General features: G+C 38.9%; 19 protein-coding genes. 11 read left to right on the top strand and 8 right to left on the bottom strand.

The genetic code is table 11. The features are described 5' to 3' along the window. Positions 1 to 80: 80 nt before the first annotated feature. Both zipA and smc read right to left on the bottom strand, forming a co-directional pair. Positions 81 to 1,241: a cell division protein ZipA gene (zipA, locus tag RI845_RS07145; protein ID WP_348389046.1), complete on the bottom strand. Its 1,161-nt coding sequence runs from the start codon at positions 1,239 to 1,241 to the stop codon at positions 81 to 83. Between the two features lie 12 nt (positions 1,242 to 1,253). Continuing rightward, positions 1,254 to 4,742, bottom strand: coding sequence for a chromosome segregation protein SMC (gene smc / locus RI845_RS07140; protein WP_348389045.1), 3,489 nt, complete (start codon positions 4,740 to 4,742; stop codon positions 1,254 to 1,256). A gap of 449 nt (positions 4,743 to 5,191) precedes the next feature. Here smc and cysZ point away from each other — a divergent pair, with 449 nt between their 5' ends. Continuing rightward, a complete protein-coding gene (gene cysZ / locus RI845_RS07135) occupies positions 5,192 to 5,938 on the top strand; it encodes a sulfate transporter CysZ (protein WP_348389044.1) in 747 nt (248 codons plus the stop codon). Between the two features lie 340 nt (positions 5,939 to 6,278). Here cysZ and fadD read toward each other — a convergent pair whose 3' ends face one another. The 5 genes from fadD to RI845_RS07110 form a co-directional block, all read right to left on the bottom strand. Beyond that, positions 6,279 to 7,934 (bottom strand): long-chain-fatty-acid--CoA ligase FadD, encoded by a 1,656-nt coding sequence (fadD, locus tag RI845_RS07130; protein ID WP_348389043.1) that lies wholly within the window; start codon positions 7,932 to 7,934, stop codon positions 6,279 to 6,281. 182 nt (positions 7,935 to 8,116) lie between these two features. Further along, positions 8,117 to 8,983 (bottom strand): alpha/beta fold hydrolase, encoded by an 867-nt coding sequence (locus RI845_RS07125; RefSeq protein ID WP_348389042.1) that lies wholly within the window; start codon positions 8,981 to 8,983, stop codon positions 8,117 to 8,119. 27 nt (positions 8,984 to 9,010) lie between these two features. After that, entirely contained in the window at positions 9,011 to 9,610 is a 600-nt protein-coding gene (locus tag RI845_RS07120) for a M50 family metallopeptidase (RefSeq protein WP_405054124.1), read from the bottom strand. Positions 9,611 to 9,728: 118 nt separating this feature from the next. Next, on the bottom strand, positions 9,729 to 10,430 hold the full coding sequence (tsaB, locus tag RI845_RS07115) for a tRNA (adenosine(37)-N6)-threonylcarbamoyltransferase complex dimerization subunit type 1 TsaB (RefSeq protein ID WP_348389041.1): 702 nt from the start codon (positions 10,428 to 10,430) through the stop codon (positions 9,729 to 9,731). Positions 10,431 to 10,487: 57 nt separating this feature from the next. Continuing rightward, positions 10,488 to 12,455: an ATP-dependent DNA helicase gene (locus tag RI845_RS07110; protein ID WP_348389040.1), complete on the bottom strand. Its 1,968-nt coding sequence runs from the start codon at positions 12,453 to 12,455 to the stop codon at positions 10,488 to 10,490. 556 nt (positions 12,456 to 13,011) lie between these two features. Here RI845_RS07110 and hisG point away from each other — a divergent pair. From hisG to RI845_RS07065, 9 genes are read left to right on the top strand one after another with little or no spacing between them, the layout of a single operon-like run. Continuing rightward, a complete protein-coding gene (gene hisG / locus RI845_RS07105) occupies positions 13,012 to 13,917 on the top strand; it encodes an ATP phosphoribosyltransferase (RefSeq protein ID WP_348389039.1) in 906 nt (301 codons plus the stop codon). Between the two features lie 3 nt (positions 13,918 to 13,920). Further along, complete coding sequence (gene hisD / locus RI845_RS07100; RefSeq protein WP_348389038.1) at positions 13,921 to 15,207, top strand: histidinol dehydrogenase; 1,287 nt, start codon at positions 13,921 to 13,923, stop codon at positions 15,205 to 15,207. Positions 15,208 to 15,209: 2 nt separating this feature from the next. Further along, positions 15,210 to 16,313: a histidinol-phosphate transaminase gene (gene hisC, locus RI845_RS07095; RefSeq protein ID WP_348389037.1), complete on the top strand. Its 1,104-nt coding sequence runs from the start codon at positions 15,210 to 15,212 to the stop codon at positions 16,311 to 16,313. After that, on the top strand, positions 16,301 to 17,383 hold the full coding sequence (hisB, locus tag RI845_RS07090; RefSeq protein ID WP_348389036.1) for a bifunctional histidinol-phosphatase/imidazoleglycerol-phosphate dehydratase HisB: 1,083 nt from the start codon (positions 16,301 to 16,303) through the stop codon (positions 17,381 to 17,383). The genes hisC and hisB overlap by 13 nt, the downstream gene beginning before the upstream one ends. After that, on the top strand, positions 17,383 to 18,021 hold the full coding sequence (gene hisH, locus RI845_RS07085) for an imidazole glycerol phosphate synthase subunit HisH (protein ID WP_348389035.1): 639 nt from the start codon (positions 17,383 to 17,385) through the stop codon (positions 18,019 to 18,021). Before hisB ends, hisH begins: the two co-directional genes overlap by 1 nt. Further along, on the top strand, positions 18,021 to 18,758 hold the full coding sequence (hisA, locus tag RI845_RS07080) for a 1-(5-phosphoribosyl)-5-[(5-phosphoribosylamino)methylideneamino]imidazole-4-carboxamide isomerase (protein WP_348389034.1): 738 nt from the start codon (positions 18,021 to 18,023) through the stop codon (positions 18,756 to 18,758). The genes hisH and hisA overlap by 1 nt, the downstream gene beginning before the upstream one ends. Further along, positions 18,740 to 19,513, top strand: a complete 774-nt coding sequence (gene hisF, locus RI845_RS07075) for an imidazole glycerol phosphate synthase subunit HisF (protein WP_348389033.1) — start codon at positions 18,740 to 18,742, stop codon at positions 19,511 to 19,513. The genes hisA and hisF overlap by 19 nt, the downstream gene beginning before the upstream one ends. A gap of 53 nt (positions 19,514 to 19,566) precedes the next feature. Then, complete coding sequence (gene hisIE / locus RI845_RS07070; protein ID WP_348389032.1) at positions 19,567 to 20,184, top strand: bifunctional phosphoribosyl-AMP cyclohydrolase/phosphoribosyl-ATP diphosphatase HisIE; 618 nt, start codon at positions 19,567 to 19,569, stop codon at positions 20,182 to 20,184. Between the two features lie 15 nt (positions 20,185 to 20,199). Further along, on the top strand, positions 20,200 to 20,667 hold the full coding sequence (locus RI845_RS07065) for a GNAT family N-acetyltransferase (RefSeq protein WP_348389031.1): 468 nt from the start codon (positions 20,200 to 20,202) through the stop codon (positions 20,665 to 20,667). Positions 20,668 to 20,684: 17 nt separating this feature from the next. Here RI845_RS07065 and RI845_RS07060 read toward each other — a convergent pair whose 3' ends face one another. Then, on the bottom strand, positions 20,685 to 21,290 hold the full coding sequence (locus RI845_RS07060; protein ID WP_348389030.1) for an energy transducer TonB: 606 nt from the start codon (positions 21,288 to 21,290) through the stop codon (positions 20,685 to 20,687). Between the two features lie 171 nt (positions 21,291 to 21,461). On the opposite strand from RI845_RS07060, the gene RI845_RS07055 reads away from it, so the two are divergent. Continuing rightward, positions 21,462 to 21,854 (top strand): MAPEG family protein, encoded by a 393-nt coding sequence (locus RI845_RS07055; protein ID WP_348389029.1) that lies wholly within the window; start codon positions 21,462 to 21,464, stop codon positions 21,852 to 21,854. Positions 21,855 to 22,350 lie beyond the last annotated feature (496 nt).

Here is a 22,350-nt window from a genome sequence, read left to right as displayed (position 1 = left end):
ATTTTGATTAACGGAAGACAGAAAATTATACGTCGATGAATTAAAAAGCCTCCATTATTGAGGAGGCTCCATAAGAGAGGTTAGTAGCCGGCCAATCGGGCTTTTCGGTCAAATTCTCTAATTTTGCTTAAATAATGTTGTTCGGTTTGTTTTGTCATAACACTACGCTGACCATCTAAAACTTGTCCGCCAAATTCATTAGCAACTTGCTTCGCTGCGCTAAGCATCTGTTTAAATACTTTTACCGGGTCGCCGGCATTGGGTAGTGTCATAAACAAAGTAATGCCTTTGGTGGCAAAACTTTCCATGTTGTCCAAATCAAATGTACCAGGATTTACCATATTGGCGACAGAGAAGGTGATCTTACCGTTGCCGGCATTATCTTGGTGACGATGAAAAATATTCATTTCACCAAACTTTAACCCAAGCGTTAAAAAATTAGGCAATAAAGCCGCACCAGAAATTAACTGATTTTCATTCACAACGACCGATAACGCTAAGACTTCTTGCTCTATTTCAACTTTTCGATTGCTATTGGCGCGATCAAAATCCATTTCAAGTTGATCACGTTTTAATTCAGCTCGAGTTTTCACTTTGCCAGCTGGTTGTGCGTTTTCTGCTGGCGCTTTAGCTTTAGGCTTGGCTTTTACCGGCTCCTTAACAGCTACATCTTGCTCAGCTTCTTGTATCGCACTCATAGCAGGCAATTCATCTTCAACGATTGCATCAGACATCGTAAATACTGGCTCATTTGACTCGTCTAGCTGCTCTGGCTTGATGTTAGTCTCAGAAACTTGCTCTACAGAGCTTTTCTTAACGCTAACCGGGTCTTCAAACACGGCTTCTGTTTTAGTTACGTCTTCTGCTTCAACCTCTGGTGTTGGTGTTGACTGCTCTAACACTTCGATATCTGCAAAGCTCGGCGCTTGCTCTGCTAGTTGTTCTTCTTCGATAGGAGGAGGTGTATTGGCTTGCAACTCAGCAGACTGTTGCTCTGTAAGCTCTGGCATTTCAGCAGCGTCAAGAGTTACCGGTTTAGGTCGCCCTACTCCGTCTTGATCAAAACCTTGGGTATCGTAGTTACGATCAACATCTTCGGCAAAATCGTCTTCTACAACTTTTGCTTTGAGTTTATAAGGGTTTTTACCACCCTTGCGGATCTTTAAACGACCATGAAAATAAATGCCACCAATGACGATAACACTAATTATTATTAATATTGTTCTAAAATTTAATTCCATTACCAAGCCTGCTTATACTGCTTCTGCCATAGCGACAGCTTCATCAATATCAACTGCAACCATACGCGACACTCCAGGCTCATGCATAGTTACTCCGGTTAAATGTGAAGCCATTTCCATAGCTATTTTGTTATGACTTATAAAGATAAACTGCACAGTTTGTGACATTTCTTCAACCAATTTACAGAATCGGCCAACATTGGCGTCATCAAGTGGTGCATCCACTTCATCCAACATACAAAAAGGTGCTGGATTCAACCTAAATATTGCAAACACCAATGATAATGCGGTTAGCGCTTTTTCTCCACCAGAAAGTAAGTGTATTGTGCTATTTTTTTTGCCTGGAGGTCTAGCCATGATAGTTACACCGGTATCGAGTAAATCTTCGCCAGTTAAATCAAGGTAAGCACTGCCGCCACCGAAAACTTTTGGAAACAATACTTTAAGATCATTATTAACCTGTTCAAAGGTTTCTTTAAATTTCTGTCTGGTTTCTTTATCTATTTTATTGATTGCTGACTCAAGTGTACGTAATGCTGACTCCAGATCTTCATTTTGTTTATCTAAAAACTCTTTTCTTTCAGATTGAACCTCAAACTCTTCAATAGCCGCTAAATTGATTGCACCAAGCTGAGAGATCTCTTTACTTACTCGAGCAAGTTGTATTTGCCATTGTGACTCTTTGGCATCAGTTGGCAAGTGTTCTAACACAGCTGTTAATGTTTGCTGCATTTCAGCAAGTTGTTCTACCGCTGTTTTAGCACGAACATTATAAGTTTGCGCGTCAACATGAAGCTTAGACAGTTTTTCTCTGTGTTCGTTTATAGACCCTAATAACTGTTGTTGGCTGCTATTAAATTGCTCTATTTGATTGTTAGAGTCAGCGAGTCGTTTATTAATGGTTTGTTGCTGTTGATCATTTTCAGCACTTTGTTGCAATAAATTCTGTAATGTTTTTTGATCATTAATAATTGGCTGTTCGTTGTCTTGCACCGCAGTGATCAGTTGTTGCTTTTGCTGCTCTGAAGTTAATAGTTGCTGCTGTACTCGTGCAAGGATAGTGTCAACAGAGGATAACTCTGTTTTTGCTTTTTCGTTAGCTAAAATTTGCTGATGATTTTCACGGGTAACTTGCTGCAAGTTTACTTGTACTTCCTGCAATTGTTGAAGCAAAGTCGTACGTTCAAGTTGTAATGTTTCACCAATTTGATTGTCATTTTGATCAGATTGCGCTAATTTCGCTTGCTCAGCTAAAACCCGTTCGTACACTTTTAACTCTTCAACGAGAGCAACTTCTTGTTTTAATAATTCGTCTTTAAGGCCCTGTTGTTGACTTGTCTTGAACTGTAACTCTTGATTAAGTAAGTGATTTTCTTGTTCAATTTGTGCAAGAGCTTGCTTGTTTTGCTGTTGTTGCAGTTTTACCTGCTCAAGACTTGTACTTTGTTTAAGGTTTGTTTCCTGTAGTTGTTCAAACGTACGCTGATGAGATTTCAATACTGACTGCTTCTCGTTAATGCTTAGCGCTAACTCTTTAAGTTGGTTATGTCGTTTTAGCTGCCCGGCTTGTTGTTCAACATTGCCTTTTTTAAGCCATGAACGTCCAAACCAAGATCCTTGCGGACATATTACAGAGCTATATTCATCGGTCAGTTGTTTTGCCATTTGCTTGGCTTGAATTTCTGTTTTGGCAACCTTGATATGGCTTAGTAGTTCATTAAACGGATGTTGCCCTTGAACAAATTGAGCTAATGTACTGTCTTTCGCAGAGTTAGTCTGCGGCTCATCTTTTAAACGAATCAACAGCGCAACGTCCACACCTAAGCTGTCAGGAAAATCATCCAGACAAGTTGCATTTAACCACTGCCCCAGCACCATTTCTACCGCATTTTCCCAACCAGGAGTCACAGATAATTGTTTACTTAAATTATTTTGTGAGTTTATTCCTATCGAGTTCAAATAACTTTTTTGTTTTTTCTGCCAATCTGAGCGTTGATTATCAACCTCACTCAGCGCTTGCTGTCTAGACAGTAACGTTTGCAATTCAGCAGATATTTGATCACGTAGAGCTTTGCTATTATCCAGCGCGGTAACTGACGATTGATATTGCTCGGTGTGCTCCTCAACATCAGCAGATAACTGTTCTAACATCATCTTTTGCTCATCAACATGTTGCTGATTTTGCATAAGTTTAGTTTTTAAGGGCTCTAATTGATAACTGACAAGTTGTTGTTTTAACGATTCAATACGTTGTTCCGTTTTATTCATCAAATCACTTGTTGACTGCACTTTGGTTTCAATAACATTTACTGCATTGATATGTGTAGACTGTGATTGTACAAAGTTATCCCAATGCGACTGCCAGCCTTGTTGGCGGTGTTGAATATCGTGTAATTGTATCGTTAATTGTTTTATTTGAGAGCCACTCTCTTCAAGGCTTGGTGCTAACTCAACAATGATGTCTTGCAAGCGTTGTTGTTTTTTCTGCTCTTGATTTAAATACTCTCTATTAAGAATACAGCTATCTTCTAGTCTTTTTAGATCTTCACCAAGGCTTTCTTTACGTTGCTTGGCATGCTTAATGTTTTGTTCCAAGCGCGTAATTTCAGTGGTTAACGTTAATTTTCGTTGTTGCAACACAGCTATTTTATCTGCGCCTGTATCTTGTGTGCTTCTCGCTTTTACAATAGCAAGTTCAGATTCTCTTTGCTTAGCAACGAGTTCATCGATTTTACGCTCAAGGTTCAACTCCTGCAGTTTAAATTTCTCTAATTTATCCTTACAGTAGCGCCACTTTATCGCAGTGAGCTCAGCTTTTAAGGTGCGTTCTTTTACTTTTAATTGTTTAAATCTAACGGCAGCTTGTGATTGGCCATGCAACCGTTCTATTTGGATAGCTAACTCTTGCCTGATATCAGCGAGACGAGATAAATTTTCTCTGGTGTGACGAATTCGTGTTTCAGTTTCTCGTCGACGCTCTTTGTATTTAGATACGCCAGCAGCCTCTTCAATAAACACTCGAAGATCTTGAGGTTTAGATTCAATTAACTTTGAAATCATACCTTGTTCGATAATGGCATAGCTTCTTGGTCCCAGACCTGTGCCAAGGAATATGTCGGTAATATCTTTGCGACGACATTTACTGCCATTAAGGTAATAGGTATTTTGCGAATCTCGATTAACAGTACGGCGAATGGATATTTCGCTTCGATCTGCCATAGAGCCTTGGATACGTTGGTCGGTATTATCAAATACAAGTTCGACACTTGCTTGCCCTACCGGTTTTCTTGCACTAGAACCATTAAAAATAACATCGGTCATGCTGTCACCGCGTAAGTTTTTGGCAGAACTTTCACCAAGTACCCAACGTACGGCATCAATAATATTGGATTTTCCACAACCATTCGGGCCAACAATAGCAGTCATATCTTGTGGAAATGGCACAGTAGTGACATCAACAAAAGATTTGAATCCAGCTAATTTTATCGTTTTTAGGCGCATTGAATGTTATTGTTTTTATTCAGTTGTTAAACAACGTTTATAGTTAAAATCTGCACTTGTCGTGGTAGATACATTTTATGTTTATTACCTTAGCAAATTAATACCAGTTAGCATAATTATTTGGTCTTTTAGCGAGAATTAAATGGCTTATATGCAAGGCATTAATTGCAGAGAATGGTTATTCCCTTGTCAAAATTAATAACGCCGTTTATAAGCCATTTAAACTCGCCCTTCGGGAGAACTGTAACAACATGATAACGGCACAATTTTTTTTAATGTAGAATAACTATATTTACAAAAACCTTGTTTGTTCTAATGTCGTTACAATGCTCTAAATGATCAAATAATTAAGCTAATTGGTATACCACATGGTTTGTAACAGTTATTGGCTTTGAATTGTTATAAGTTTAGTTATACTAACTGCAAATATTTCGTGTAAGGAAAATTCAATGACAGTAAGCATTCAGCAACCAATTGCCCAAAGCGGCGCTGGTTATTTTATGCAAGGTTTCAAACTGATCAGAACCCCAGGGCTCAGACGATTTGTATTTATACCATTATTGGTGAATTTAATTCTATTTGCCTCAGCGTTTTACTATTTAACAGGTTACATCTCTGAATTGATCAAATCATTTGAGCTTTGGTTACCTGAAGGGTTAGCTTGGTTAACCTATTTTGCTGAGCCATTGCTTTATATCACCGCGTTGATTTGTTTTTCATTTTTGTTTTCTACCGTGGCAAACTGGCTTGCGGCACCTTTTAACGGCTTGTTAAGTGAAAAGCTGGAGCAACACCTTACCGGGCAGTCTGTTGCCGGAGGTGGCTTTGGTGATGTCATAAAAGATATACCTAGAACATTATCGCGAGAATGGCGCAAGCTAGTGTATTACTTACCCAGAGCGATAGGATTCTTTTTATTATTGTGGGTTATTCCTGTTTTTGGACAAGTAATATGGTTCACTTTCGTTGCTTGGATGATGGCAGTGCAATATTGTGACTATCCATTTGATAATCATAAAATTGGCTTTATTGAGATGCGCGATAAACTAGCCGAGCATAAAGGTAAGAGTTTCAGTTTTGGTTTAACCGTTACCGTTTTTGCAATGATACCTATAGTAAATTTAGTGTTAATGCCTGTGGCTATATGTGGCGCGACTGCGATGTGGGTTGATCACTTTAAAGACGATTACAAATAAGCAGCGAATTGCGAATACGTTGCACTTCGAATTACGAAGAAGTTATCGAAGCTACGGATTCGAAATTACAAAGTAATGAATTCGAAACGAATTATATTAAAAAGCCCCTAAGTATAGAAACTTAGGGGCAGTATTATTTAAACCAACTTAGTATCGAATCACGAATACATTTCATTTCGAAGAAGTAATCGAAGAGTAGCGTATTCGGAGCATAGCGTATGCGAAGTAGCGTAGCTACGGATTCGTAACTGAATAGTCACGAATCGCGAATACGTTGCACTCCGAATCTCGAAGAAGTTATCGAAGCGTCAGCGTATTCGGAGCAGAGCGTATTCGAAGTTTACCTAAGGTCTTTTCTCAGTATTTTACCAACATTTGATTTTGGTAGCTCATCTCTAAATTCAATCAGTTTAGGTACCTTATAGTTAGTTAAATTACTGCGGCAATGACTTATTAAGTCTTTTTCGGTTAGTGCTGGATCTTTTTTCACCACAAAAATCTTGACACTTTCGCCGTTTACTTCATGAGGAACGCCAATAGCGGCAGTTTCTAAAACACCTGAGTGCATCATAACCACTTCTTCTATTTCGTTCGGAAATACATTGAACCCTGAAACTATGATCATATCTTTCTTACGGTCAACTATATTGAAAAAGCCACGCTCATCTACTGAGGCGATATCACCAGTTGCCAGCCAACCATCGTTTAAAATTTCGTTAGTTGCATCGACACGATTGTAGTAGCCTTTCATCACTTGCGGGCCTTTTACATACATTTCACCAGGCTCACCAAGACCACACTCGCTACCATCATCAGCAATAATTTTAATATCCGTTGACGGTGCCGGTATACCTATGCTGCCGTCATAACCTTCAAGGTTATAAGGACTTATCGTCACAAACGGTGAACATTCGGTTAAACCATAACCTTCTATCAATCCTGTTTTAGTTACTTGCTGCCAACGCTCTGCTACGGGTTGTTGTACGGCCATGCCGCCGCCCATAGCAACTTTTAACTTGCTAAAGTCTAGATTTTTAAACCCTGGAGTATTTAATAAGCCATTAAATAAAGTATTTACACCGGTAATAACAGTAAATTTGTATTTAGTTAACTCTTTTACAAAACCAGGCATATCTCTAGGGTTAGTGATCAATAAATTTGTACCACCTAGCGTTAAAAAGGTTAAGCAATTCGCTGTTAAGGCAAAGATATGATAAAGCGGTAAAGCTGTCACAACAAACTCTTCACCCTCAACGAGTACAGGTTTTAAAACGCCTTTCGCCTGTTCTAAATTAGCAACCAAGTTGCGGTGCGTTAACATCGCGCCTTTAGAAACTCCTGTTGTACCACCGGTATATTGTAAAAAGGCTAAGTCTTCACCGTTTATGTCTGCTGGGGTAAACTTTTCAGGGTCTCCTTTAGCGACCACATGATTAAATGATATGGTGTTGGCTAAATTGAACTTAGGCACCATTTTTTTAATATACTTAACGACTAAGTTAACCACAGTCCCTTTAATTGTTCCTAAGCGATCGCCTAAGGACGTTAATATCACATGCTCTATTGGAGTGTCGGTAATAATTTCTTCTAGGGTATGCGCAAAGTTTTCAATGATAACGATGGCTTTCGCACCAGAGTCATTTAATTGATGCTTAAGTTCGCGAGCCGTATATAGCGGATTAACATTAACTATGGTGATGCCGGCAATTAAACCGCCAAACAGCGCAATAGGATACTGCAATGAGTTAGGAACCATAATGGCAAGCTTGTCGCCTTTTTTCATTCCTAAGTCGTTTTGTAAATAAGCCGCGAATGATTTTGCTTGCTGTTCTAATTGTCGATAAGTAATCGATACATCCATATTGATGAATGCAGTCTTATCTGAATATTTGTTACTGTATTGGAAAAACATCTCTGCTAACGATTTATATTTGTCAGCATCTATCTCAAATGGCACTCCTGGAGGGTAACTTTTTTCCAGCCAAATTTTTTCCACACTACATCTCCTGTTACTTTTAGGGTAAATCTCACTGTTGGTTAATACAATGACACCCTTTTCTTATTTTCCGTTCTATCTCTATTTAATTATATGTTATGAGTATAGACGGCCTTATTTTTAGGCACTTATCATTTCACAATGAGCAACAATTGCAAGAGGTATGACCAGAAAAGATTAATTTAATTTTTTTTAAGGGCTTTCTCAACAATGTCTATAAACGCTTTTGGACTTTCCATATGAGGATGATGGCCACCGTTGATTGTATACTGTTGGTAGCAAGAAATATGTTCAGCAAAGATCTTAACGCCCGTTTGAACCATATCAAAGCCATTTTCACCAATCGCGAGAGTTATCGGACAATGTAAATTAGACACTATTTGAATCGCTTGTTTTAACGAAAAACGTTGCGGAGATACATTTCTCAACCTTGCATCTGAGCGCCATGTGACGCCACTTTCAACCGTTTGTAAGCCACGTTCTACCAACAATTTGGCATCGTTGTCACTTAAATCAGACACATTCATTCTTGCTTTGACCGCTGCTTCAACACTTTGGTGGACTGTTGTTTGTTTTTGTTGAAGCTGCAAACGACTTAGCATGCCTTTGCGTAATTGCTCACTCGGGTTTTCGTTTTGAGTTAATAAACCAATTGACTCAACTAATATCAATTCATCGACTTTGTCGTTAAAGGCCGAGGTAAATAATGTTGCAGCCATACCGCCCATTGAATGGCCTATTATCGTGATTTGTTGCCATTGATTAACATCAAGTAATTGCAATAAGTCGTAACACCAATCGATGAAATGATAATGTGCATCTGAGCTGCGATGATCTGAATGACCGTGTCCTGGCCAATCGATTGCGACGAATTGGTATTGATTTAACAGTTCGCTTTTTTGCTCGATTAAGGCATCAAAAAAAGGTAAAAAGCTGGCACAATTATCAAGCCAACCATGCAAGCATAAAACTACAGGGGCCTTTGGATTACCCAAGGTGATGCCTGCAATTTTCCCATGAACTAGTTTGTAGCTTACGTCACGAATCAAAATGAATCCTTATTGTCGAGATTAGTATTATTTTTTTGCTAATCTGAATATTGAATAAATACCGATTGCCGACCAAATTAAAATCCATACTATTTCAGGAATAAATGTGATCTCAGCTAATGCACTACCATCGCCAATACCGCGACCATCAAGAAGATATAAGGGAGAGCTTAAACTATTCAATAACACCATAATAGCAAACAGTTTTAATATAACCGGTAAAAAATTAAAATGAGAAATTTTAATACTTAAAGCAAAGGTTGCAATAAGAATTAAAATAATCACTAAAGTAAGTAAATCCCGAACCCACAGTATGCATGACAAGGCTAAGACAAACACAATAAATAAACTAAAATAACGGCTGATTGAAGATTTAAACTCAGCAATTCTGTAAATTAACACTCCCCAACCGACCGCTCCAGCATACCCTGAAAAAGCAATGATAAACGCAATACCGCCTTGAGTAGTACACAGTCCTGCACCATTTGGAAACAATTCTATTTGCAGTATTCTACCGCCAGTTACAAGTGCAGCTAAACCATGACTTAATTCATGAAAGTAACTTTCCAGCCAATTAAATGGAATACCTATATATGGCGTTTCTTTTAACACGAAAGCAACAACCAGTAACGACCAGAAGTTGGTCGTTAAAAAGTGATATATTGATGATGTTTTATTCGCTGGTATTGCATCCGGTTTATTTTTAATGGTTTATCTCCAATACTAGGGATTGTTGCCGTAAAGATTACTCTCTGCCCGGTAATTTTTTCCAGGTTACAGTATCACGTAAATACACAGGCTCAGCATGTTGAGCGTCAATCGCGTTACCCTTTTCAAATTCTTTTATCCCGATTGGTAACATGGCAACCGCATTAGGAAATTCAACTTCTTTATTAATCGTTATTTGCTCAATATTACTTAACTGTTGCGGGTAGGCAGCCCAAGCACTGCCAACACCCACTAAGTCAGCGGAGCTTCTATCATCTTTTGTTAATTCATTAACAAATTCAGGAGCAATTACCGCTTCTGGTATAACAGCTTGCATGATTTGATTTTCATCAACGGTATACATGCCACAATATGCTTCGCTCATTCGGGCGTCTATGGCTGAAATCACCTGGGTGTGCCCATGGTTTAAATACGCTAATTGCGCCATGGTTTGTAATGTTGAAACACCCACCAATTTTAACTTAGATGAATAGCCTAAACCTTGCGCAACACCTATGCCGATTCGAACACCAGTAAAGCTGCCCGGACCACGGCCATAGATCAAACCATCAAGTTGATTCAGTTTAACACCAGCTTCTTTTAATACTTCGTCAACCATCGGCAACAACAATAAACTGTGCGATTGCGGGCATAACTCATAACGGCTATAAATTTCACCTTGAAATGTTAAGGCAACAGAACAAGCTTCTGTTGAGGCATCAATGGCCAAATAGTTCACTATTAGTCTCTCTTTACAATTGAATTGACATCATTTTAGGATGCACTAGTAATAATACTAGTTTATCTTATTATCGGTATTTATACGCTGCAAAAATTTAACAGCGCTATTTATATCTCTTGTTCTATCCATGTTTGGCAAACTGGATAAAAACACTTGTCCGTAAGGACGATTAACTATACGACTATCACAAATAGCAAGTACACCTTGATCGCTCACATCCCTAATTAATCGCCCTACTCCCTGCTTCAACGCGATAACTGCTTGCGGGAGTTGAATTTGACCAAAGGGATCGCCACCTTTGCGTTTAACATCTTCACTTTTAGCTTGCAGCAATGGCTCATCTGGTGCACTAAATGGCAATTTATCAATAATAACACAGGTTAAGTTATCCCCCCTTACATCAACGCCTTCCCAAAAAGAAGCCGTTGCAAGTAGGACTGCATCCTTTTGCTCCACAAAACTGTCTAACAACACACTCTTTGCCATTTGACCTTGTACTAACAAAGGGTTGTCAATTTCATCGCTCAACAACTCAGCCACTTGGTTTAACATTCGATAAGACGTGAACAACATAAAACAGCTGCCGTTACTGGCTTTTATTAACGGCATGGCAATGTTAACTAACGCCTGAGAGCGTGAATGGTGATTTGCTTCAGGCAGATACCTAGGGACAAACAATTTGGATTGCGTAGGATAATTGAACGGACTTTCCAATAATAATTGCTTTGCTTGTGCCAAGCCCAGCTCGTCACTAAAGTGACTAAAGTTGCCATTTACCGCTAAGGTCGCCGAGGTGAACACCCAAGCCGATTCTGAATCATCAATAAATTGTTGAAATTTATCGGCAACAGATAATGGCGTTTGGTGCAATACAACATGCCTACGCGTGGTTTCATACCATAAACTCATACCAAAACTTTCGGTATTATTCATAATGTCGTACTTTGTTAACAGTTCGGTTGCTCTATCAAAGCAATTGTCTATCGCTTCACTGCGCGAGACACATATTTTTAATACATCAAATAAAAATTTTAAGTCGGTATGTAATTGAGCGAATGCTCGAGCAAACTGTGCTTGGCTTACTTTATGACGCCAATTCCCACGTTCGGGATCTTGAGCAAAAAGCAGCCTAAAATCCCCTGCCGTACGTTGTAACTTTTCAGCAGCCTTAGCAAGTTGTTTTACATCGGTTAAATCAATTTTATATTGCTGCAGGCAATCCAGTGCGAGTTCAAGTAATTGCTTGGTTGAAAAAGCTTGGCCAAAATATTCACTAGCAATATCACCGAGTTGATGGGCTTCATCAAAAATAACGACATCAGATTGAGGAATTAACTCACCAAACCCTGTATCTTTAAGGGCCATATCCGCAAAAAACAGGTGATGGTTAACAACCACCAAGTCAGCGTCAATTGCTCTTTCTCTCGCTTTTACCAAATAGCATTTTTCATATTCAGGGCAATTTCTGCCTAAGCAGTTATCTGTGGTAGACGTTATTTGCGCAAATATTAACGAGTCTTCAGCAACATTGGTTAACTCTCCAATATCTCCAGATTGAGTACTGCTCGACCATTGCCTAACTGCGACAAGGTCTTGCAATGTTTTAGCATCTAGTGCGCCACCAACTTGATGACGTTTTTCAGTTGAACTGGAAAAATTTTCTTCTAAGCGAAATAAACACAAATAATTGGACCGCCCTTTTAATAGTGCAATTTTATGACCACTTTCTAGGGCTTTTTTGACTAAGGGCAAGTCTTTATGGAACAGCTGCTCTTGCAAGTTTTTTGTTCCAGTTGAAACGATCACCTTTTTCTTGGATGCTAATGCAGGAATTAAATAAGCGAACGTTTTACCAGTACCGGTGCCGGCCTCAACAATTAACTTAGCTTTATTCTTTATAGCCAGATCAACTTCGTTTGCCATATCAAGTTGTGCTTGGCGAGGGTTAAATCCAGGAATAACTTTAGCAAGAGGACCATCTTTAGCAAAAGCTTTAGCAACAGTGGTAGTTAAACTGGTCATTAATTAAGTATGCTTTTGGTAAAGTGAAGAAAGCAATATTATAACCAGTAACTATTTTAGGTAAACAATTAAAACAATTAAAACCGAACTGAATACATCTATCATTTAGTAAATACGTTAAGCTATTTATCAATTGCCTAGCCACAAAAAATAAAAAAGTTATGACTTATGCAAAAATGTATTTAATTATTCACATTTATTTCATAAATAACTATTGACGATTGGACCTAAAAAACATTATTGTGTTCATAACAGAGCTGGTGCTACAGCTAAGCTCCTTATTTTAAAGAGAATACATAATGTTTAACCTGAACTTACATCATCGTCATCATATTATCGACTAGCCCTCAGGTTATTCGCTGAGGGTCTATGGACTCTTAAAGCGACGCTCAAAATAAGCAATGCCCCGAAAGAGTCCACTTTTTCGGGGTTTTTTACTTCATGGATGATGGAATGTCGACTTGCCAAGGATGGCATCAAATTCGACTCATGCCTCTGAATTCCGTTTAAACTGATTAAAATTACAAATTTATAAATATTTATTTTGGAGCAACAAATGACTACTACCGACAAGCAGAGACTTAGAATTGCCATACAAAAATCTGGCCGTTTAAGTGATGAATCACAAAGCTTATTCAAGCGTTGTGGTATGAAAATTAATTTAGCCGATCGTCGTTTGTTAGCGCATGTAGCAAATATGCCAATTGATTTGATGCTAGTGCGCAGCTCAGATATTCCTGGTTTAGTGATGGATGGTGTGTGTGATCTTGGTATTGTTGGTGACAACACTTTAGAAGAACACGCGTTAGAGCGTGAGTTAACCAATGAAAATAGTGACTACAATAAGATTATGTCACTTAAGTTTGGTGGCTGTCGGTTGTCAATTGCATTACCTGAAGAAACTGAATATCAAGGTATTCAAAGCTTAGATGGATTGCGTTTAGCAACGACTTACCCAAGACTGCTAACGCGCTTTGCCAATGACAATAATATTAAATTTGAATTCTGTAAGTTAAACGGCTCGGTAGAAGTTGCTCCTCGAGTTGGCTTAGCTGATGGTATATGCGATTTAGTTTCAACAGGCACTACATTAGAAGCAAATGGCTTAAAAGAAGTTGAAGTTATCTATCAATCGAAAGCGGCGTTAATTCAAGGTAGTCAGCCTCTATCAACTGAAAAGCAAAAGACACTAAATACCTTAATTCCTCGCATTGAAGGGGTATTAAAGGCCAAAGAAAGTAAATACATCATGATGCACGCTCCTAAAGACAAGTTGAACGAAGTAGTAGCGCTTATGCCTGGTAGTGAAACACCTACGGTTTTACCTCTTGCGGAGCGTGATGACAGAGTTGCTATTCACATGGTGAGCACCGAAACATTCTTCTGGGAAACCATGGAAGAGCTAAAAGAATTAGGCTGTAATTCTATCTTGGTTATGCCAATTGAAAAAATGATGGGATAACACATGTTAAATTGGTCAACATTAAATACTAGTGAACAAACGAAAGCTCTTTCAAGACCTGCGATTAGTGATAATAAAGGTTTAAGTAAAACCGTTGCAAACATAATTAAAAGAGTAGACAAGCAAGGTGATAACGCCTTGTTTGACTTAACGGCGGAGTTTGACAAGGTTAATCTGAGTTCTTTGCTATTGACTGATAAAGCCGTAGTTAAAGCGACGCAACGTTTATCAGACAAACGAAAATTGGCCATTCAAACAGCCTACGGTCAAATTGAACGCTTTCATATCGCCCAAAAAACTACCGACATTGTTGTCGAAACTATGCCTGGCGTTAAGTGCACTCTTAAAACAGAAGCGATTGACAGTGTTGGCTTATATATTCCGGCTGGTTCTGCTCCGCTTCCATCAACCGTTTTAATGCTAGGTGTGCCGGCTAAATTAGCTGGCTGTAATCGAGTTGTTTTGGTTTGTCCACCAAACAAGCAAGGTGACATTGCTGATGAAATTATCTATGCAGCAAAGCTTTGTCAAATTAAAGAGATTTATACCATAGGTGGAGCACAGGCAATTGCAGCCCTCGCGCTTGGCACTGAAACAATTAAACCGGTGAATAAAGTATTTGGCCCTGGTAATCGTTTTGTCACAGAGGCTAAGAAACAACTTTCACAATTGGTTCCTGGTTTTGCTATTGATATGCCAGCAGGACCATCTGAGCTATTAGTGATTGCCGATGAAAGCGCAACTCCGGCATTTGTAGCTGCAGATTTATTATCACAAGCAGAGCATGGTCCAGATTCTCAGGTAATATTAGTGACCAATTCAGCTAATGTGGCGAGCAATGTACAAACAGAGCTTGACCTGCAAGTAGAATTATTAAGTCGTAAAGATATCGCTAAGCAAGCGTTAAGCGAAAGTCGATTAATTGTTTGTGATGACATCAATGAAGCGGTACAAGTATCTAACCTATATGGTCCTGAGCATTTAAGTATTCAAACTGAAAATCCACAGCAGTTAATGACAAAAATACGCTCTGCCGGTTCTATTTTTGTTGGCGATTACTCTCCAGAGTCTGCCGGTGATTATGCCAGTGGCACAAATCACGTATTACCCACGTATGGGTACTCAAAAGTAATATCGTCGTTATCACTAGCTGACTTTTCTCGACGCTATACAGTGCAGGAACTAAGCAAAAAAGGCTTACAGTCTTTAGCCGAAACAATTATTGAACTAACCGATGCGGAAGGGTTAGATGCACATCAACGTGCAGTAACCATACGTTTGGAGAAATAATTATGACGGATAAATCGTTTAATTTAATCAACAATTTAGTCCGCGAAGATGTGCTGAACATGGTGCCTTATCAATCAGCTCGTCGCGAACAATCTGGTGGTAGTTTTTGGCTAAATGCCAATGAAGCCGGCGGGAATAACCAACTTGATGTTAGTTTAAATAACCTTAATCGCTACCCAGACTTTCAACCACAACAGCTTATTAATGCTTATGCAGAATATGCAGGGGTAGATAATAAACAAATATTAGCTACTCGCGGTGCTGACGAAGGCATAGAAGTATTGATTAGAACCTTTTGTCAATCAGCGCAGGATAACATTATTATTTGTCCGCCAACCTATGGCATGTACGCGATAAGTGCGAAATCTCATGCGATAAACGTAACCTTAGTTCCGTTAACTGATGACTTACAGCTCGACTTAGCTGAATTAAGTGATAACAAAGATAACGCAAAAATTGTATTTATCTGCTCACCAAATAACCCAACAGGTGATGTGATAAATAAAAAAGATATCATTGCCACACTAGAGTTATTTAAAAACTCGGCTTTGGTCGTCGTTGATGAAGCATATATTGAATTTTGCCCTGAACTATCTTTTGCAAAATTACTGAACGAGTACCCTAATTTAGTGATTTTAAGAACGTTATCAAAAGCGTTTGCATTAGCAGGTTTACGCTGTGGATTTACTTTAGCGAGTGAAGAAGTAATTACTATGATGAGCAAAATTATTGCTCCTTACCCTATTTCGAATCCGGTAAGTGTAATTGCAAGCCAAGCGTTAACAGAAAATTTAAATGAGATGCAGCAGAGGGTTTTACAAACCAATAAGCTAACTGCAGAGATTAGCGAATTTTTAAAACAGCAATCTTGGTTAGTAAAATTATTTACCTCAAAAACCAACTACATTCTATTTCAAGCGAATGATGCCAATGCCCTATTTAATTCACTGATAGAGCAAGGTGTACTTATTCGTAATCAATCAAGCCAATTAAGTTTAGAGAATTGTTTACGAGTAAGCATTGGCAATGCAAATGAGCTTGAACAGTTTAAATCAGCGATTAACAGTTATAATCAACAACAGGAAGTCTTAAAATGCAAAACATAGCGCCTAAATCAGATATCTTATTTATTGATCGTGATGGCACATTAATTGAAGAGCCTGTCAGTGATAAGCAAGTAGACTCATTAGAAAAGTTGGTGTTTGAACCAAACGTAATACCTGTACTTTTAAAGCTTCAACAAAGTGGCTACACCTTAGTGATCGTATCTAATCAAGATGGTTTAGGGACTGATAGCTACCCACAAGCTGATTTTGATTTACCGCACGACAAAATGCTGGAAGTGTTTGCCTCACAAGGGGTTAACTTTCAAGATCAGCTTATTTGCCCACATTTTGATGAAGACAACTGCAATTGTCGTAAACCAAAGCTTGGTTTAGTGAGTGATTACTTGCAACAAGGCAAGATTAATTTTGCTAATTCATTTGTGATTGGTGATCGAGAAACTGATATTTCTCTGGCAAAGAATATGGGCCTCCCCGGAATTCAATACAATCGTGAAAGTTTAAACTGGAATGATATCAGCGAGCAATTATTAAACAGCCCTCGCATAGCCAGCGTTACCCGCACAACGAAAGAAACAGATATCAATGTACAAGTTAACTTAGACAAATCTGGCTCAAACAATATTGCCACCGGCATAGGATTTTTTGATCATATGCTTGATCAAATTGCTACTCACGGCGGGTTCTCATTAACTTGCACTGTTGAAGGTGATTTGCATATCGATGATCACCACAGTGTTGAAGATACAGCTCTAGCACTTGGCGATGCGTTGAAACAAGCGCTTGGCAATAAACGTGGTATTACCCGTTTCGGTTTTGTATTACCAATGGATGAGTGCAAAGCTGAGTGTAGTATCGATTTATCTGGTCGAGCGCATTTAGTTTTTGATAGCGAATTTACCGATAACCGTGTTGGCGGTATGTCTACACAAATGGTCAGTCATTTTTTCAAGAGTTTAACTGATGCTATGGCGATTACTCTTCACCTTTCAACAACAAAAGGTAATTGTCACCACCAGGTTGAAAGCTTGTTTAAAGTGTTTGGCCGTGCATTAGGTCAAGCCATCACGGTTAGTGGAGATGCTATGCCTAGCTCTAAAGGTGTATTGTAATGAATGACTTAACTTCTAACGAAGTGACTGGCGAAAATGCTGATGCTGTGATCATTGATACAGGTTGTGCCAATATCAGCTCGTTAAAATTTGCATTACAACGCTTGGGTTACCAAATTTTAGTATCCAAAGATTGTGCAGATATCAAGGGCGCTAAAAAGGTATTTTTACCAGGGGTTGGCTCCGCTGAGTATGCCATGGCAGGTATTAATGAGCGTAATTTGTTTGATGTTATCACCGAGCTTAAACAGCCTGTATTAGGTATCTGTTTGGGTATGCAATTAATGACTAAACACTCTATAGAGAATAATATTGATACGCCGTGTTTAGGCCTAATTGACACTCAAATAGCTAAAATCAATGCAGATGAACAGGTCAGATTGCCGCATATGGGCTGGAATACCTTAAAAAACATTAAAGCTTCACCTTTATTTAATGACATCAGCGAGCAAGACTACTTTTACTTTGTTCATACCTACTGCGCGCCGGAGTCAGTTCATGCCTTGGCATTGTGTGACTACGGTCAAAACTTTAGTGCAAGTTTACAACAAGATAACTATTACGGCGTACAATTTCACCCTGAACGTTCAGGTAAATCAGGCGCAAAACTATTGAAAAATTTTATGGAGTTATGCTGATGATCATTCCAGCTATTGATTTAATTGATGGGCAAACTGTACGTTTATACCAAGGCGATTACCAGCAAAAAACAAGCTATGAACAAACACCTGAGCAATTGGTAGAAAGCTATTATCAACAAGGCGCTAAAATTTTGCACTTGGTTGATTTAGACGGTGCGAAAGATAGCAGCAAGCGCCAAACCAAACGACTAAAAGAAATTATCAGTGTCGCAAAAATGCCGGTACAAGTTGGCGGTGGTGTTCGTTGCCAACAGGATGTTGATGACTTATTAGCATTGGGGGCAAGCAAGGTTGTTATTGGCTCATTAGCTATCAAGCAGCCAGAACTGGTGAAAAGCTGGTTTACTATTTATGGTAAAGACAAAATAGTATTAGCGTTAGATGTACAAATAAATGAGCAAGGTGATAAATTATTGCCAACTCATGGATGGATAGAGCAAAGCAATACTACCTTAGAACAATTACTGGATTTTTACGGTGAAGAAAATGTGAGCCAAGTGCTTTGTACCGATATATCAAAAGACGGTACGTTAACAGGGTCTAACGTAGAGCTATATCAGCAATTAAAGCAACAATATAGCAATATTTTCTGGCAAGCATCCGGGGGAATTGGCAGCCTTGATGATATCAACAATGTCGCGTTCTCAGGTGCCGATGGTATTATTTTAGGCCGCGCGTTATTAGAAGGTAAATTTACTTTAGCGGAGGCAATTTCATGCTGGCAAAACGCATAATACCCTGTCTGGATGTTCGAGATGGTGTCGTTGTTAAAGGCGTAAAGTTTAGAGACCATGAAGTTATTGGTGATATTGTTCCTCTGGCGAAACGCTATGCTGAAGAAGGTGCTGATGAATTAGTATTTTACGATATTACCGCGAGCTCTGATGGGCGTGTGGTAGATAAGAGTTGGGTTGAACGGATTGCCCAAGTCATCGATATCCCCTTTTGCGTTGCCGGCGGCATTAAAACAGAAGCCGAGGCACAAAAGATGCTATTGATGGGTGCAGATAAAATATCGATCAATTCTCCAGCATTGTCCGATCCTGATTTAATTTCACGATTAACCCGCCAATTTGGTCAACAATGTGTTGTTGTTGGCATTGATTCGTACTTTGACGAAGAAAGTAATCAGTATCAAGTTTACCAATTTACCGGCGATGAAAGTAAATCGGCTAAAACGGTGTGGCAAACAAAAGATTGGGTCAATGAAGTACAAAAACGTGGTGCAGGTGAAATTGTATTAAATGTAATGAATCAAGACGGCGTTCGACAAGGTTATGATATTGAGCAATTATCAATGATCAGAGATGTATGTAATATCCCTTTAATAGCCTCTGGCGGTGCAGGGACAATGCAACATTTTAAAGACGTATTTGAACAAGCCGATGTTGATGGTGCATTAGCTGCCAGTGTCTTTCATAAAGGCATTATCGATATTCAAGATTTAAAACACTATTTAAAAGCAGAAAAAATTTCTGTACGTGTATAAATGATAAATTATCTGTCTAAAGATGGATTAACAAAATTCAAGAAGAGAAGAAAATGATTGTATCTGCTGAAAATATTAACGACCTTGCTTGGGAAAAAATGGACAATTTGATCCCTGCGATTATCCAACACGCCGATACTGGCGCAGTACTTATGCAAGGCTATATGAGTCAAGAAGCACTAAGCGCAACACTAAGTAGTGGTAAAGCCACGTTCTTTTCTCGTTCTAAACAACGATTATGGCAAAAGGGCGAGAGCTCAAAGAATTACTTACTCGTTCAAAATGTTTTAACCGATTGTGATCAAGATAGTTTGCTGATCAGTTGCCGTCCACACGGACCGACTTGTCATTTAGGAACTGACTCTTGCTTCAGTGAAGAAGGCTTTAATCAGAAAAACTTTCTAGGCTATTTAGAGCATATTATCGATACTCGTAAAAATGATAAGCCAGAAGACAGTTATACTGCCCACTTACTTTCACGCGGTACCGCTCGAGTTGCACAAAAGGTGGGTGAAGAAGGCGTGGAAGTTGCACTTGCTGCAGCTACAAACCAAAAAGAAGAGTTCATCGGAGAATGTGCTGACTTGTTTTACCACACCCTTGTGCTTTTAGCCGATCAAAATGTAGATTTATCTAAAGTAATGTCTGTATTACAATCTAGACATAAATAATTAGAGACTAAATATATGAGTATCAACATCAACTGGAAAGCGAAAACGTTTGCTGAGCTAAACACCACAGAGCTTTACGATGCATTAAAGTTAAGAGTAGATGTTTTTGTGGTAGAGCAAACGTGTTATTACCCAGAATTAGATGACTGTGACCGAGTTGATGGCGTACTGCACTTGCTCGGTTACGATGGTGAGCATTTAGTTGCATATTTACGTATATTGCCAAAGGGAGTCTCTTACCCAGACTATCCAAGTATTGGCCGTGTAGCAACAAGAGCTGATTATCGCGGTAAAGGTATTGGTCACCCACTGATGAAGCAAGCACTAGATCTGTGCAATCAGCATTTTCCTGGAGAGGATATTAAAATATCGGCACAAGAACATCTTGAAAAGTATTATATACAACATGATTTTAAGCGAGTATCAGATATGTATTTAGAAGATGATATCCCTCATATTGCAATGCTTAAAAAATCTTATTAGGCACTTATTTAGTAACGTTATTTATTGCCGAAATCGATTCTAACTGAAAGATACTCCTGGCGAACTGTTTTACCATTTTCAAGCTTCGCCTTGTATTTCCAGTGTTGTAAAGCATCAATCGCAGCTTGGTCAAAAATCACTTTTGGCTCGGAGTCGATAACCGCAATATTCTCAACCTTGCCAAAGCGGTTAATACTAAAGCTAAGCTTTACCCAGCCTTTAATTTTCTCTCTCGCTGCAGCAAGTGGGTACCTTGGTAACGAGCGATAGATAGGCATTGCATCAGAATCTTTGATAACACCAACAGTAAACTCTTGATCAGCTAAATTGCTATCAATCTCTATATTAGGCAAGTCAATATCACTGGGAGTAATGACAGTATTAGATTCAAGTTCAGTCATTTTTATCTGACCTACCGGTTTATGTTTTGGCTCAGGCGGTGGCTCTAAGTTGCGTTTCCTTTGAGCAACCTGAGTATCTCTAGGTAAACTGATTATTTTAATGATTGGTGATTCATCAACTTCTTCTATATATACTTCTTCCGTGGCAACAAGAGATGCCATAACCGCAAACAATGCAAAGGAGATCAATGCCCCCAAAAATATTGGAATAATAAATTTCAATAGTTTTCCTATAGTTAACCAAGATAGTCCATTACATGTGTAGCTTATCACTTAATTATAGTCGTTGATTTTAAAGGCAAAAATATTTGTGTTTTATTTAGTGGCAATAATTGTTTGCACTACATAATTACACTACTATGGTTCAGAAATTTACTACAGGATAAAAATAATATGCACTCATCACTTTTGCTTACCGGATTTTACGGCGGTATTTTAGCTATTTTATACATCGCTTTAACTTTTAAGGTTATTGGCTTACGAAAAAAGCACTCTGTTGGAATTGGCGATGGGGAGAATTCAGAACTTGCAAAAGCAATTAGAATCCACGGAAATTTTTCTGAATATGTTCCTATTGCATTAATACTATTTGCTGCTTTTGAATTAAATGGCGGATCGGCACAAATGCTTCACCTGTTAGGAGGGCTATTAGTAACAGCTCGCTTTCTACATGCTATTGGCCTTGGTAAGAGCACAGGAACATCATGGCAACGTTTTTCTGGTACTGTGGCTACCTTTATCGTTTTGCTTATTTTAGCGGTATGCAACATTTTAGCGATGTTTTAGAACAACAGATACGTAAAACTAGAAGGCCCTTCGCGTAAACGATGGGCCTTTTAACATTTGGAGCCTAGCTGTTTTGGCCATGGATAGCCTATATAGCAAAACTGCAGGAACAATATTTTGTGACTTCGACTATAGCATCTTCGATAACTGCTCCTGCGTTATTCTACCTACGTGCATCCTTGCACTAGTGCATCGCACTACCTCCTAGCGATGCTAATTAACTTACACCACGTCACCCCTGGGGAGCTTTAGCGAGTTCAGGGACCTCCATCAGCGTGTTGTGGCTATAAAAGCATAAACGTTCAAGACACGATACACGGCAGGAGGTTCCACACAAAAGCACTGCGGAATGATGTACAGGAAGTACGAATGCCGACAGGTTCAGGGATGAACGCATTATGTCGGTGACGGAGTACTTTTTCTTATTCTGGTTGCGTAACCGCGATGCTAATTAACTTACACCACGTCATCCCGGAATCGCGCAGCGATGTCCGGG

The sequence above is a fragment of the Thalassotalea nanhaiensis genome (genome assembly GCF_031583575.1).
GTDB classification, from domain to species: domain Bacteria; phylum Pseudomonadota; class Gammaproteobacteria; order Enterobacterales; family Alteromonadaceae; genus Thalassotalea_A; species Thalassotalea_A nanhaiensis.
This window is presented reverse-complemented; position numbering and strand designations above follow the sequence as displayed.

Excerpts from the sequence above, each read along its gene's own strand:
- zipA (WP_348389046.1), bottom strand. The coding sequence starts at position 1,241 with ATGGAATTAAATTTTAGAACAATATTAATAATAATTAGTGTTATCGTC.
- smc (WP_348389045.1), bottom strand. The coding sequence starts at position 4,742 with ATGCGCCTAAAAACGATAAAATTAGCTGGATTCAAATCTTTTGTTGAT.
- cysZ (WP_348389044.1), top strand. The coding sequence starts at position 5,192 with ATGACAGTAAGCATTCAGCAACCAATTGCCCAAAGCGGCGCTGGTTAT.
- RI845_RS07110 (WP_348389040.1), bottom strand. The coding sequence starts at position 12,455 with ATGACCAGTTTAACTACCACTGTTGCTAAAGCTTTTGCTAAAGATGGT.
- hisG (WP_348389039.1), top strand. The coding sequence starts at position 13,012 with ATGACTACTACCGACAAGCAGAGACTTAGAATTGCCATACAAAAATCT.
- hisD (WP_348389038.1), top strand. The coding sequence starts at position 13,921 with ATGTTAAATTGGTCAACATTAAATACTAGTGAACAAACGAAAGCTCTT.
- hisC (WP_348389037.1), top strand. The coding sequence starts at position 15,210 with ATGACGGATAAATCGTTTAATTTAATCAACAATTTAGTCCGCGAAGAT.
- hisB (WP_348389036.1), top strand. The coding sequence starts at position 16,301 with ATGCAAAACATAGCGCCTAAATCAGATATCTTATTTATTGATCGTGAT.
- hisH (WP_348389035.1), top strand. The coding sequence starts at position 17,383 with ATGAATGACTTAACTTCTAACGAAGTGACTGGCGAAAATGCTGATGCT.
- hisA (WP_348389034.1), top strand. The coding sequence starts at position 18,021 with ATGATCATTCCAGCTATTGATTTAATTGATGGGCAAACTGTACGTTTA.
- hisF (WP_348389033.1), top strand. The coding sequence starts at position 18,740 with ATGCTGGCAAAACGCATAATACCCTGTCTGGATGTTCGAGATGGTGTC.
- hisIE (WP_348389032.1), top strand. The coding sequence starts at position 19,567 with ATGATTGTATCTGCTGAAAATATTAACGACCTTGCTTGGGAAAAAATG.
- RI845_RS07065 (WP_348389031.1), top strand. The coding sequence starts at position 20,200 with ATGAGTATCAACATCAACTGGAAAGCGAAAACGTTTGCTGAGCTAAAC.
- RI845_RS07055 (WP_348389029.1), top strand. The coding sequence starts at position 21,462 with ATGCACTCATCACTTTTGCTTACCGGATTTTACGGCGGTATTTTAGCT.